The organism is Magnetococcus marinus MC-1, assembly GCF_000014865.1.
In the GTDB taxonomy this organism is placed as follows: Bacteria; Pseudomonadota; Magnetococcia; order Magnetococcales; family Magnetococcaceae; genus Magnetococcus; species Magnetococcus marinus.
Genome location: NC_008576.1, coordinates 2,646,287 through 2,659,562, shown reverse-complemented (window position 1 = coordinate 2,659,562; position 13,276 = coordinate 2,646,287). Strand labels below are relative to the sequence as shown.

10 protein-coding genes are annotated in these 13,276 nt (G+C 54.5%); 3 read left to right on the top strand and 7 right to left on the bottom strand.

What is annotated here, in order from left to right; genetic code table 11:
• Positions 1-12 precede the first annotated feature (12 nt).
• Both MMC1_RS11080 and MMC1_RS22085 read left to right on the top strand, forming a co-directional pair.
• Entirely contained in the window at positions 13-891 is an 879-nt protein-coding gene (locus MMC1_RS11080) for a hypothetical protein (RefSeq protein WP_011713792.1), read from the top strand.
• Between the two features lie 38 nt (positions 892-929).
• Complete coding sequence (locus MMC1_RS22085) at positions 930-4,076, top strand: SPOR domain-containing protein (RefSeq protein ID WP_011713791.1); 3,147 nt, start codon at positions 930-932, stop codon at positions 4,074-4,076.
• Positions 4,077-4,514: 438 nt separating this feature from the next.
• On the opposite strand, the gene MMC1_RS11070 is transcribed toward MMC1_RS22085, so the two are convergent.
• From MMC1_RS11070 to dsrA, 6 genes are all read right to left on the bottom strand, one after another.
• On the bottom strand, positions 4,515-4,886 hold the full coding sequence (locus MMC1_RS11070; RefSeq protein WP_011713790.1) for a 4a-hydroxytetrahydrobiopterin dehydratase: 372 nt from the start codon (positions 4,884-4,886) through the stop codon (positions 4,515-4,517).
• Between the two features lie 152 nt (positions 4,887-5,038).
• Complete coding sequence (locus tag MMC1_RS20105) at positions 5,039-5,386, bottom strand: hypothetical protein (RefSeq protein ID WP_143711410.1); 348 nt, start codon at positions 5,384-5,386, stop codon at positions 5,039-5,041.
• Between the two features lie 319 nt (positions 5,387-5,705).
• Positions 5,706-6,161 (bottom strand): CopD family protein, encoded by a 456-nt coding sequence (locus tag MMC1_RS11060; protein ID WP_041641172.1) that lies wholly within the window; start codon positions 6,159-6,161, stop codon positions 5,706-5,708.
• Between the two features lie 79 nt (positions 6,162-6,240).
• On the bottom strand, positions 6,241-7,998 hold the full coding sequence (locus MMC1_RS11055; protein ID WP_011713787.1) for an NAD(P)-binding protein: 1,758 nt from the start codon (positions 7,996-7,998) through the stop codon (positions 6,241-6,243).
• 24 nt (positions 7,999-8,022) lie between these two features.
• On the bottom strand, positions 8,023-9,096 hold the full coding sequence (gene dsrB, locus MMC1_RS11050; RefSeq protein ID WP_011713786.1) for a dissimilatory-type sulfite reductase subunit beta: 1,074 nt from the start codon (positions 9,094-9,096) through the stop codon (positions 8,023-8,025).
• 63 nt (positions 9,097-9,159) lie between these two features.
• On the bottom strand, positions 9,160-10,368 hold the full coding sequence (gene dsrA, locus MMC1_RS11045; protein ID WP_011713785.1) for a dissimilatory-type sulfite reductase subunit alpha: 1,209 nt from the start codon (positions 10,366-10,368) through the stop codon (positions 9,160-9,162).
• A gap of 498 nt (positions 10,369-10,866) precedes the next feature.
• Here dsrA and MMC1_RS11040 point away from each other — a divergent pair, with 498 nt between their 5' ends.
• Positions 10,867-12,099 carry a putative sensor domain DACNV-containing protein gene (locus tag MMC1_RS11040; RefSeq protein ID WP_011713784.1) on the top strand — a complete coding sequence of 411 codons (1,233 nt, stop codon included), beginning with the start codon at positions 10,867-10,869 and terminating at the stop codon, positions 12,097-12,099.
• A 123-nt stretch (positions 12,100-12,222) separates the two neighbouring features.
• Here the strand turns inward: MMC1_RS11040 and MMC1_RS11035 are convergent, their stop codons facing one another.
• Positions 12,223-13,275: a microcin C ABC transporter permease YejB gene (locus MMC1_RS11035; protein WP_011713783.1), complete on the bottom strand. Its 1,053-nt coding sequence runs from the start codon at positions 13,273-13,275 to the stop codon at positions 12,223-12,225.
• Position 13,276 lies beyond the last annotated feature (1 nt).

Genomic DNA, 13,276 nt, shown 5'->3' with positions numbered 1-13,276 from the left:
AAGGTGCTGGATGTGTCCAATCTTTCGACTGTTTTGACCACACCCTGTGCCATGATCGCCTACCCATGTCCCACTGGGGGCTGTGCGCGCTGGTTTTGCTGTTTGGATCGCCAACACCAGCTCATTTTGGTGGATGAAAAACTGGGTGTGCTGGCGCGCTTTGGTCAAACAGAGCCTGGTTCTCGGGATGGCGATGCAGCAGGGCAAGCCTGTTTTGACACCCCCACCTCTATAGGTTTGGGGGGGGATTTTTTATGGGTTGTGGATGGAAAAGAGCAAAAGCGCTTACGGCGGTTGGACTTGGTGGAGAATCAGGTTGCCACGATGAGACTTTCCATGCCATGGCAATGTGTGAGCGTGGATGGGGGGGCTAACCTGTGGTTGTATGATCCTGTTGGCCATAGGTTAGGGGTTTGGTCGGAGCCAACCCTGCGGGGGGCTGGGCAGCTTGTTGAGGGTAAAGCCACATGTTATGTCGCTTTACCCAAAGCCTGTTTCTCTTGGTTAAAGCCTATGGTTTGGCAGGGGCAGCATGGGGTGGTTTTGCTGGGTAGTGCAACGCCTAGTGTGCTTTTTGTGAGCAGCCGTGGAGCTGTGATAGAAATCGCCCGTTTGCCGGTGAAATATGGTAGTGTTTCGGATGGTGTTTGGGATGGGCATATCCTATGGCTAGCTGTAGACAATATAGACAGGCCGCTGGTAGGGCACCGGTTGCTGGATGAGTTTATGGCTGTGCCGACGCCCCCCCTGTATGGAAAGAGGGTGCGTTCTGTGTCAGTGGCTGAGCAGGGGCGGGTTATGCAACTGTCGGTAGAGGGGGACGGTGCCGCATTGCTGCGTTGGCGGATTGGTGGGGTAGCGATGCAGCCATGGGCGCTTGAGCTAGGGTAAGAATAATCCATTTTGGGGTGGGTGAAGAGGGGGCAAACATGGCATGGGGTGAGCGTAAAATGTGTGACCGGGTAGCGGTGCAGCGACAGCTGATGAGCGTTGCGGTTATGGTTATGGGCCTATTTATGGGGCAATCTTCAGCTATGGCCGAGGATGCCCTGAGTTTGGCAGAAAAAGGCGTTTTAGCCAGCAGTAAGGGCGAGCAAGAGCAGGCATTGGAGCTTTTTAATAGGGCTTTGTCGCTGGGGCAACTGGATAAGGTTGGTCAGGCGGTGGTCTTGAGTAACCGTGGCGAGCTTAACCTGGACGAAAATCTTTTTGAAGAGGCGCGCAAAGATTTTATTGAGGCGCTCAAATTATGGCCCCTGACCCATAAGGCCCGTTTAGGGCTTGGTCAATTGGCGGTGATGCAAGGCGCGTGGCAAGAGGGTGCCGAGCAGCTACAGCGCTACGTGGATCAAGTCACTCGTTACCGCCGGAGTGAGGGTTTGCTCTGGTTACATCTTGCTCAGCTTGGCATGCAGAAGGGGGACGCAGCAGCCCTTTTTAAAGGGGATCAAGCCGCCCAACAGCGCACGCCATGGCAGCAAAAAATTATGGATTTTCACCTAGGCAAGTTGGAGGCAGCCAAGTTGCTGCAAGAGGTGCAGGGTCATCGTGCGCAGGCTGCTTATCATGTCGCGGTGGTTGCCCAGATAAAGGGGGATTGGGCGGCGGCAAAGCAGAACTATGTCGTGGCAGCAAAAGATTCAACAGGGGGGCGCTATGGGGCAGCAGCCAGACAACAACTCGTGTTGGTAGAGAGTCAGTTAGCCCAACAACCCACCACTGAACAACCGGCAGCAGCGGTGAAGGCCGCCGCCGAACAGGCTGCCGCCGAACAGGCTGCCGCCGAACAGGCTGCCGCCGAACAGGCCGCCGCCGAACAGGCCGTCGCCGAGAAGGTCGCCGCCGAACAGGCCGCCGCCGAGAAGGTCGCCGCCGAACAGGCCGCCGCCGAACAGGCTGTCGCCGAACAGGCTGCTGCCGAACAAGCCGCCGCCGAACAGGCCGCCGCCGAACAGGCCGCCGCCGAGCAGGCCGCCGCCGAACAGGCCGCTGCCGAACAGGCCGCTGCCGAACAGGCCGCCGCCGAGCAGGCCGCTGCCGAACAGGCCGCTGCTGAGAAGGCCGCCGCCGAACAGGCCGCTGCTGAGAAGGCCGCTGCCGAGCAGGCCGCTGCCGAAAAGGCTGCTGCCGAAAAGGCCGCCGCCGAACAGGCTGCTGCCGAAAAGGCCGCCGCCGAACAGGCTGCTGCCGAAAAGGCCGCCGCCGAACAGGCTGCCGCCGAACAGGCCGCCGCTGAACAGGCCGCCGCCGAACAGGCTGCCGCTGAAAAGGCTGCTGCTGAAAAGGCTGCTGCCGAAAAGGCTGCTGCTGAGAAGGCCGCCGCTGAGAAGGCCGCCGCCGAACAAGCCGCCGCCGAGCAGGCTGCTGCCGAAAAGGCTGCTGCTGAACAAGCCGCCGCCGAACAGGCCGCCGCCGAACAGGCTGCTGCTGAGAAGGCCGCCGCCGAACAGGCTGCTGCCGAAAAGGCTGCTGCTGAACAAGCCGCCGCTGAGCAGGCCGCCGCCGAACAGGCTGCTGCTGAGAAGGCCGCCGCCGAACAAGCCGCCGCCGAACAGGCTGCTGCCGAAAAGGCCGCCGCCGAACAGGCTGCTGCCGAAAAGGCCGCTGCCGAACAGGCCGCTGCTGAGAAGGCCGCTGCTGAGAAGGCCGCCGCCGAGCAGGCTGCCGCCGAGCAGGCCGCTGCCGAACAAGTAGCCGCCGAACAAGCTGCCGCCGAACAAGCCGCCGCCGAACAAGCCGCCGCCGAACAAGCTGCCGCCGAACAGGCTGCCGCCGAACAGGCCGCTGCCGAACAAGTAGCCGCCGAACAAGCTGCCGCCGAACAAGCCGCCGCCGAACAAGCCGCCGCCGAACAAGCTGCCGCCGAACAGGCTGCCGCCGAACAGGCCGCCGCTGAGAAGGCTGCTGCTGAGAAGGCTGCCGCCGAGAAGGCTGCCGCCGAGAAGGCTGCCGCCGAGCAGGCCGCTGCCGAACAGGCTGCCGCCGAACAGGCTGCCGCCGAGCAGGCCGCTGCCGAACAGGCTGCCGCCGAACAAGCCGCCGCCGAACAGGCCGCTGCCGAACAAGCCGCCGCCGAACAGGCCGCTGCCGAACAAGCCGCCGCCGAACAGGCTGCCGCCGAACAGGCTGCCGCCGAACAGGCTGCCGCCGAACAGGCTGCCGCCGAACAGGCCGCCGCTGAGAAGGCCGCCGCTGAGAAGGCCGCCGCTGAGAAGGCCGCCGCCGAACAGGCTGCTGCTGAGAAGGCCGCCGCCGAACAAGCCGCCGCCGAACAGGCTGCTGCTGAGAAGGCTGGCTCTGCGGGTGCGCTACCCCCAGAAAGTAAGCTTGAGAAAGGGATGGTGCCCCCTAAGCAGAAAACCATAGCTGAGGTTTATATGGGGGGATCGGGTGAAAAACAGGCTCTGCTTGAGCCCGCAAGCCCTCAGGCGCTAAGCGATAGAGCTAACGGAGAGGAACTTTACGCTCCCCAACCTGCGATGCAGCAACAGAGCGGAGCTCCTTTAACCAACCAAGCCGCGCGCTCTGAGCAAACGGCTAGCAGCCCTACCGAGCCAGTGCCAACAGCCACAGAAATCACCACAGAGACCGCCACGGAAAACGAGCGGCTAAAACAGGTTATTCTTAACGCGCCGGTGCTTGATCTACCCCAACCCGTGCTTGAGCCCAAAAGCATCCCTGCACAACCCGCTACAGAAGACAAACAACCCATTCCACCTGCCGCATCAAGCCCCGCAACCTCCACACCCCCCAAACAGGTTGAACCCACACAAAACCCAGTAACCGTACCTGCGCTTCCACAACCCGATGAAGTGCAAAGCAAAAATTATAATAATGTCTACGTCATTGATCTGGGATCCTATAGTAACATGCAGTGGTATGAAGAGAACCTACAGCAGGTCAAAGAGGCCCGGCTTCGCTATTATGTGCATACCATCAGCCATGACAACACCCGCTATAAACGCCTGCGGGTCGGCCCGTATACCACCAAACAACAGCTCAATAATGCTTGGCGAACGCTCTTTCTAGAGACTGACCTGCGGCCAGCCCGCATCCTAAAATTGGTGCAACCCTAAAGCGATGCTTTAACATCGCTTTAGAATCCTTGTAATTTCATAGGTATAGATCATAATTCAGCCGCCCAATTTTTAGGCCGTAAAAACAAAAACAGGCGGTGGCGTTTCGTAGAGAGCGCAGACAGCGCACACACCTCGGCGGCACCCATAAATCATGCTCTTCCATAAACCATGAATGGCATAAGCCCGGTAGCGAACGTCACAATTTACCCAAACCACGTTCAACTCAGAACGTCGCCCATCACCAACTCTCCCTATCTTTAGGCAATCGCACAGACAGATAGGCGGCAAGCGCTTCGTATCGCCCAAACCACGCTCAACACCAAACAGCCGATCCCCAACGCCATTAGATTCGCAAGACCCACGCTTTTGCACAGCGCATGCAAGGGCCAAGAGGTTGTTGTGTCGGCATAGCCCAGCAATCACCTGCCACAATCTTTAGGCAATCGCACAGACAGGCGGTGGTGCTTCGTATTGCTCATACAGCGCATCAATTTTGGCAGCACAGATAAAATCATTCTCCGATAAGCCATGAATGGCATGGGTCCAGTAGCGAACTTCGCAGCTTGCCCAAGCGACGCTCAATACAGGATGGTGCCCTTCGGTGTTGGCCACAAAGGCCACCGCATTGGCAAACCCCATGCTTTCATGAAAGTCGTTAAAGCTGAAACTGCCCACGATTTCTGTTCCATCTTTGTTTAACTGCCAACCATCACTCAAGTGCTGAATCTGCGCCTTAGCCGCTTCCAAAGAGAGCTTTGGAACGCCGCCTTCGCAAGGTAAACAGCGCTTGTTACGTAAGCTGTGCATGGTGTCACCCTTAAAAAGAGTTGTTCATTGAATACTCTGACCGCGCAACAACCCAATGGTTGCAGCTTAATCGGTTGCTTGGCCGACCTTCGCAGAGAAAAAAAGAGCCCCCAAATGGGAGCTCTTATCCACCAGTGTAAAAAACACAGGATTTACTTATCAACGGCGGCAAACACTGGACCCCAGGTCGGAGCCGCATCGTTGATCTTACGCTCTTCAAAAAAGGCGCTGAAAATATGCTGCTTGGCTTTCATGGCGTTACCTTCGGCCAAAGCCTTTTTAGCAACCTCGCCATGCTCAGCGGTCTCTTCACCTACTTCAGCCACATCTTCCCAATAAGCATTGGCTTCAATACGTGTATTTACTGTATCGGCCAGTGCTCGTGCCTCGATAACAGAGTTGACCTCATAACGACCAAAGGTCATCGGCCAACCTTTTTCAGCCCACTGCTTGGAGGTCGCAATAGCCCCATCCAACAACTGGTTGAGTTCGCTGCTCATATCAATTTCCTCTAGGTACGATCCAACGGCTTGTGCCGTAAAAGCCATAATGGCCGGATTGTCTGAGCTGGAAAAAACCACTAACCGCTGAATCAAAGCTAGGCATTAATCCAGTTTAGGGTCAATGGCCATTGTAACTGTCTCTGGTGGCGTAACGATAAATCAACCATGGTCGCCAATGGCACAATGGTTAAGACTCTACCCAACAGTGGGTTTGCACCCCTTATCGTCCATGCTCCATGCGGTGGTCCAATCCTGCTAAAAACCGAGTATTATCCACAACCCTCGGTCAATCTTTTATAACAGGATGAAAAGAGCGTTAAAACCAATAACGTCCCGCCCCACCTAACACCGATGCGACAAGCCCCAGACCCAGATTGATGGTAACGATCAAACGTATCTTAACCATATACATAGCCGCTTCCGGAATTAACAGCTCTTTGGCCATGCGGCGAAAGGCGCGGTATGGAAACAGATACATGTATGCGAACAGTCCAATCATTACCAAGCCGATGGCTTGCATAAAATGAATGTGGTATCCCACAGCTTTCATGCCACCCATTTCCATGAAGATAGCCCAGTATCCGGTTACAGGGAGCATAACCACACTGATCCATACCCATAGAAAAAATCGGCTAAAAACCCCAGACCACAATAAAATACGCTGCTCGGGAGCAAGCGCTAAAGTAGCGGGGCGTAAGAAATTATGCGCAAAAAACATGCCCCCAACCCAGATGATTGCAGCCAGTAGATGCAAACTAATGGTTATGGACATGTTCCCTCACATCGTGCCAGCAGATCGAAAATCTTCATAGTGGACAAGGGGGTGGAGCATGCTCCACCCCCTTGAACCATTAATTGCCCATACCCATGTCAATGTAACCGGTGGGGCAGACTTCCGAACAGATATGACAACCAACACAACGCTCGTAGTAGGTGAACATCACCTCACCCTCAGCATTACCCTTAAACTTGGTAATGGCATCCTGGGGGCAGAAGAGCATGCACTGGTTACACTCAAAGCACATACCACAGCTCATGCAACGATCGGCCTCTTCCTTGGTGGATTGAGCAGAAAGTTGTTGCAAAGTCTCTTCCCAATTGCCAACCACGTTGGCAGGGTGAACAATCTTGCGCTTGGCTTGTGCTTTTTCGACAAAAAAATCAGACTTCAATTTATCGAACTTAACCACATCCTCGCGTGCCGCCTTGGAAGGCAGCTTGCCACCCTTAAGGAAGGTGTCCATCGCTTCGGCGGCCTTACGACCATGACCAATCGCGGTGGTTAGCAGATGAATCTGCACAGCGTCACCACCACCAAACACATTGTCCATACCCTTCACTTGGAAGTTATGGTCAACTTGTAAGAAAGGGGTACCGTTGGTGCAAGACTCAAAACCGGCCATGTCGGTGGTTTGACCCACAGCCCAAACCACCATGTCACAGGCTACCGTCGCCTCAGAACCGGCTTTTTGCTTATAACGCATAAAGGGAACAGCATGGTTCCAACCATCTTCACCCTTCTCTTTACGCGCCATCTCGATCACTTTAATGCCCGTGATCGTGTCACCTTCACCCGTGATCTCCAAGGAACCGGTACACATTTTCATGTCGGTCCCTTCTGCCAAAGCTTCGTCATACTCAAAAGCCGAGCAGTTCATCTCTTCCCGGGCTACGCCGGAAAGTAAGGTGGCTTTGGAACCAAGACGCAGGGCCAAACGGCATGCATCCATGGCCACGTCGCCGTCACCAATGACCACAACGTTTTTACCAACCTTAACCTTGTCCGCACCGCCCGCTTCAATCCCACCATTGATTTCAAAATCACGCAGGAAATCAATGGCAGACTTCACAAGAGCTTTGCCTTCGCTGCCGGGCAGGGGAATGGTACGCCCCTTTTGTGCACCCACAGCCAAAAACACCGCATCATAATCTTTGCTCAGCTGCTCAAGGGTGATGTCTTTACCGATGGTCACACCGGATTTGACCTCTACACCCAAGTCCAAAATACGCTGAACTTCCGCATCGATTACAGCACGGGAGACACGATAACCAAGAATACCATAGCGGAGCATACCGCCCAGCTTCTCGTCACGATCAAACAGCGTGACCTTATGCCCACGCATCACCATTTGGTAAGCGTTGGAAAGACCCCCAACACCACCACCCACCACCGCAATATGCTTGCCGGTAGAGGCGACTTCAGGCTTGTCAAACTTCAGCCCTTTTTCGATGGCATACTGACCAATGGCATGCTCGATAGCATTAATGCCAATGGTCTCATCACGGTACTGACGGTTGCACCCACCCTGACACGGGGCAGGGCAAACACGGCCCATGACAGCAGGAAAAGGATTTTTGCGGGTTAAACGCTGAAACGCAGTGGCGTAGGGATCGTCAGAACCCCAAACACCGCGCACAATGTTGTTATACCCACGAATATCCTCACCTGCGGGACATGCACTGGTACAAGGCGGTACACGCTCCTGATAAGTGGGGCAGTAACCGCTGGCCTCACCATAAGCAACAATCTTGTCGGTACCCTCTTCAAAGGAGCACTCATCAAACTCCCATTGGGTAACCGATTCCAAGTACGGATTCGTCATAACCATCGTGAAACCTCCTTCCTAGACCGCTTAGAAACGGATGTGAGCGGACTGGTTGAAGGAGTTACGAGCGTGACGATAGTTATCGATCATGTACTTGTCGAAGGGCAGACCGGTCACCTCAAAGAACTTCTTCCAACCGATACGTTCGGCCCATTCACCCACACGTTCCCAATCACGGCCACCCTCTTTGTAGGCTTTGATGATGGTGAGAACCTTCTCAGCCACTTCAGGCCAACGCGCGGTGTTATTCGGCAGACCATGGGCAACCAACTTCATGTTGGTGGGTCGGGAACGGGTGTTGGCGTTCTTACCACCGATCCAGATAGCCAGTTTGGAGTACTCAGGATGGTTGATCTCCATCGCAGGGCACGCACCAAAACAGGCGCCGCAGCAGATGCACTTCTCTTCAACCACCATCAACGAAGGCTTACCGTTGACTTTGGTTGGACGAATGGCGGCCACAGGGCAGCGTGCCACAGTCGAAGGCATCTCACAGGTCGATGCAAGAATGTCGTGGTTGATGCGAGGCGGACGGGTATGCTGCACCACAATCGCGATGTCAGCCTGACCGCCACAGTTGATCTCGCAGCAAGAGGTGGAGAGTTTCACCCGGTTGGGCATCTCTTCACGCTTAAACTCATCATACACCAAGTCCATGATGGACTTCACCACACCAGAAGCGTCGGTTGCAGGAATGTCACAGTGCAACCAGCCCTGGGTGTGGGCCATGGAGGTAATGGAGTTGCCAGTACCACCCACAGGGTGGCCAGCAGCCTCAAGAGCCTTAATCAAGGGCTCAACATTGGCCTCTTTATCGGTGGTCATCTCAACGTTGTTACGCACGGTCCAACGCAAAAAACCATCGCAATAGGTGTCCGCAATGTCGCACAGGCGACGAGCGATATCCACCGTGACTTGACGGTGGGTACCCGCTTTGACGGTCCACACTTCATCCCCAGTGTGGGAGACATGGTGCAGCACGCCAGGACGGGGACGGTCATGATACTTCCACTGACCATAGTTTTTCTGAATGGTCGGATGCAGCATGTCCCAGTAAGTGTGGGGACCGGATTCTACGGTTTGATATTCACGCTTAGCCATCTATCTAACTCTCCCGAGTGTTCTTAGCTTTGGGGATTGTCTCGTTTAACCCACACTGATCAATCAACCTACTTTTTCGTAGGGAGCCTTGAAGTAGGGGTTGTCGCGGGGCTGAATCACCATGTCGGGGTTGGCTTCCAAACCGACAGCATCAAGGAATTGTTGCATGCCAACGCGCTCGATGGTCTCACCAACGCGCTCATGGTCCAGAGCGTTCTCGGCCCAGTAATCAATCATGGAGTCGATCATGTCGATAAAGGCTTCGATATCGTCTTCGTCTTCCATCTTCATGAAAGGCACCATCACGGAACCCAGCATGTTACCAACCTTCAGGTGGCCTTTACCGCCAACCAGCAGGGCAATACCACGCTCTTTACCCGGCGAAAGGGCCTTGGTCATCACGTTCAAGCAGTGCATGCAGCGTACGCAGTCACTGTTGTTGATGGTGATGGACTTGCCATCTTCGTTCATGACGATGGCATTGGTGGGGCAGCGGGTGATGACGTTGTTGGTCAAATAGGCTACACCACGGGTCTCGATAAACTTAGCTACTTCAGCTTCGTCAACCTGGATCTCGTCTTTCCAAGTACCGATCACAGCATAGTCAGAACGCTGGATGGCGTTGGCGCAGTCGTTACCACAGCCAGAAAACTTAAACTTGGCTTTGTAAGGCAACTGGGGACGGTGGGTTAGATCCGCAAAATATTTAAGCACTTTTTCGTGCATCTTCAGGGTGTCATAGCAGGCCATCTCACAACGAGCGGGCCCGACACAGGAAGCACCAGTACGTACCGTTGCGCCGGCGCCACCCAAGTCCCAACCCAATTTGTTGAGATCGTCAAACAGCTCTTGCACATTGGCTTGAACAACGCCTTGCAGCTGCAAGTTGCCGGTTTGACCGTGCATGGAGATGATGCCGGAACCGTGCTTCTCCCAGATATCCAACACTTCACGCAGCGCTTTGGTGCTGTAGTGAAGCCCTGGGGGAGGCTGGATGCGCATGGTGTGGAACTCTTTCGCTTCAGGGAAGAGTTCAGGCACCATGGAGTAGCGGCTGATGATACCAGCGCCGTACCCGTGTACACCTACCACGCCACCTTTCCAGTAACCCATGCGGGTTTCATAGGAGTAGTTAAGCTGGTCGAGCACACCACGAACCATGGTATTGCCAGTGCGGTTATAGAGTTCTTTGAACCCGGAGATGAAACTGGGCCAGGGTCCCTCTTCGAGGGTGTCCAGATTCGGGGTGGGGTTCAGCTTGTTTTCAGCCATAGTGTCGTTCTCCCAACGGCATTGTGGAGTGGTTGGCACAGGTATCGAATTCCCGAATATTATAATTTACTACTACACTTTGCACTCAAAGGTAAAGGGGAGGTATTTCCTTTTTTTGTACGGTACCTTTATTTTTTTGATGAAACCCGTACGTATAGGACCCCTGATTCTACGATATTTTGTTTCTAACATGTTGTGATATAAGGATACTTCTTTTACAATGGATACGTATCTGTGCAGGGGCGGGGGAAGAAATTATTTTTTTTAAGCAAACCCTTGCTGACAGAGACCGGATCACACATTTCTTAAAAAGATGCCACTTCAGCACAATTGGTACTTGGTTCCCCAGCCGTGGAAAGGCTAAACTACAGCCTGTTTCGTTGGGATGTGTGGAACCGTGCGTAGGATTGACATTTGCGCATGACATGATTTCCTGTAGTGATAGGGAATATAGCTTTTTTCGGGTTTCGTCAAGCCTGTTGCGCATGGGAGTCTTTCGTGCTTTTTGACCATCATATCATTGAACAGGTGATAACGCTATGGAATCGTGCTGATCGCCACCGTAGTGGGCTGCGTTTTGACCATGTAAAAACGGCCATGGAGACGGTCTTTTTAGCCGGGCTCAAACGGGAGGAAGATCGCCCGGTACAGGTGAGTGTGGCCCTGTTGGAGCCTGATTTTGAAATTGAACACGGCAACCCTGGGGATAATGTGGAGTTGCGCCTGAGTAAACGGTTGCCCTTTACCGTGGACTCGCTGGTCAAACTTGCGCCCGCTTATGACCCCACCACCACCTCCATTGTGGTGAGTGTTAACCCAGATGATGCGCAAACCCTAGAAATTTGGGGGGCGGTCTTTTCTAGCAGACGAGGACGCACCCGTTTTGATACGGAACCCTTTAAACAATCCCCCCCAGAGGCGCTGATCATAAGCACCATGAAGACCGGTTCAGTGGCGGTATTTCGTGGTGGCAGTGTCATTGCCCGTTTTAACTCGGGCCGATTTAGTGAACCTACTCCCACCCCCTTTACCTCTAGCCTGATTGGCTGGAGCTTGCTGCGTGGGGTAAAAGCCCAAAGTCAATTTCGCCGTTCTGGTATTCACTATTGGGAGCTATACCGCGATTTTATTGATCGTTTGTTGGTGGAGTGTAGCCGTCGAGGCCATGGTGGTACCGTCATCTGGTTGCCCACTGATCGTACGGTTCCATCCTTGGATTGGATTAACCAAAAATATGTGATGCATGAGACCCAAGAGGGCGCCCCTTTGCTGGAGGAGCTGTGCCACCTTGAAGCCTTGCAACAAAAGACAGAAATGGCCAAACAGCGGGGGGAAGAGGGGGCCAATGTGCTGGTCTTGTCCCAGACCATCCACGAGGTCAAACGGCGCATTGTGGAGCATGTTGAAATGCTCGCCCAGCTCACCAGGGTGGATGGTGCCTTGATCATGAACGACCGCCTACAGCCGCTCTCTTTTGGTTCCATTTTGGAGGCACCACCGTGGACCGGTAAAACCCTCTACGGGCCTGACAATGACGGCTACCCCACCTTTCATGTGGATCTGTTGCAGTACGGTACGCGGCACAACTCGGCAGTGGCCTTTATTGGTCGCAATCCTGAAACGGTGGCCTTTGTCCTCTCGCAAGATGGCCCCGTGGCGGGCATAACCGGTAAAGATAAGGATGCCCTCTACTGGTGGCCGGACTGCTTGAGTAACCTTTGGGCGGTATAGATCTCCCTCATCTCACGGGGTGCTGGGGGGATCTAGGGGGCAGGCGTGGTTCGCCCTTGGGATAAGCGGTTGGCCGAGGCTATCCGGTTCCCTGTGTGGAAGATGGGCTTAAACACGCTGCGGCTAGGTTTCGTTTTCAAAGCTAATGCGTGGGTCGACCAGCACGTAGGTAATATCGGTGAGCAGTTTGGAAATAAGCCCCAATAGGGTGAAAAAGTAGAGCGTGGCCATGACCACCGGGTAGTCGCGGTTGATCACCGAGTCATAACCCAGCAGTCCAAGACCATCGAGGCTGAAGATGGTTTCGATGAGCAAACTACCGCTGAAAAAGGCCCCAACAAAGGCGGAAGGAAAGCCCGTCACCAGCGGGATTAGGGCATTGCGGAAAACATGCCCATAGAGCACTTGCCGTTCGCTAAGGCCTTTGGCGCGGGCGGTAATGACATATTGCTTGGAGATCTCCTCCAAAAAGCTGTTTTTGGTGAGCATCGTCATCACCGCAAAGGAGCCGACCACCGATGCGGTGATGGGCAGCACCATGTGCCATAGATAATCGCCGATGCGGGCTGGCCAAGAGAGCGTTTCCCAGTTATCCGAGACCAAGCCTCGGAGTGGGAAAATATCCCAAAAACTGCCCCCGCCAAACAGCACCAGCAGTAAAATACCTAAGACAAAACCAGGGATGGAGTAGCCCGCCAACACCAGGATGGAGGTTGCGGCATCAAAACGGCTGCCATGGTTGACCGCCTTGCGGATACCCAAGGGGATGCTTATCAGATAGGTGAGCAAAAAGGTCCATATACCCAGGGAGATAGAGACAGGTAACTTCTCCATAACCAAAGCCGTGACGCTCTTATGGTGGTAGTAGGATTCACCAAATTCAAAGGTTAAAAAATTGCCAACCATATGGATAAACCGTTGGTAGGCGGGTTTATCGAAGCCGTAGAGCTGTTTTAATTGCTCGATCTGCTGGGCATCCAACCCCTTGGCGGCCCGATAGCCCGCGCCGCCACCGCTGCTTACTTCGCCGCCACCCGCCTGATTTTGCGACATGAGCGAGACCATGCGTTCTACCGGGCCACCGGGCACAAACTGGATGACCGCAAAGGTGATGGCCATAATACCCAGCAAGGTGGGAAAAATAAGCAGCAAGCGACGCAGAATATAGGTAAACATG

Excerpts from the sequence above, each read along its gene's own strand:
- MMC1_RS22085 (WP_011713791.1), top strand. The coding sequence starts at position 930 with ATGGCATGGGGTGAGCGTAAAATGTGTGACCGGGTAGCGGTGCAGCGA.
- MMC1_RS11070 (WP_011713790.1), bottom strand. The coding sequence starts at position 4,886 with ATGCACAGCTTACGTAACAAGCGCTGTTTACCTTGCGAAGGCGGCGTT.
- MMC1_RS20105 (WP_143711410.1), bottom strand. The coding sequence starts at position 5,386 with ATGAGCAGCGAACTCAACCAGTTGTTGGATGGGGCTATTGCGACCTCC.
- MMC1_RS11060 (WP_041641172.1), bottom strand. The coding sequence starts at position 6,161 with ATGTCCATAACCATTAGTTTGCATCTACTGGCTGCAATCATCTGGGTT.
- MMC1_RS11055 (WP_011713787.1), bottom strand. The coding sequence starts at position 7,998 with ATGGTTATGACGAATCCGTACTTGGAATCGGTTACCCAATGGGAGTTT.
- dsrB (WP_011713786.1), bottom strand. The coding sequence starts at position 9,096 with ATGGCTAAGCGTGAATATCAAACCGTAGAATCCGGTCCCCACACTTAC.
- dsrA (WP_011713785.1), bottom strand. The coding sequence starts at position 10,368 with ATGGCTGAAAACAAGCTGAACCCCACCCCGAATCTGGACACCCTCGAA.
- MMC1_RS11035 (WP_011713783.1), bottom strand. The coding sequence starts at position 13,275 with ATGTTTACCTATATTCTGCGTCGCTTGCTGCTTATTTTTCCCACCTTG.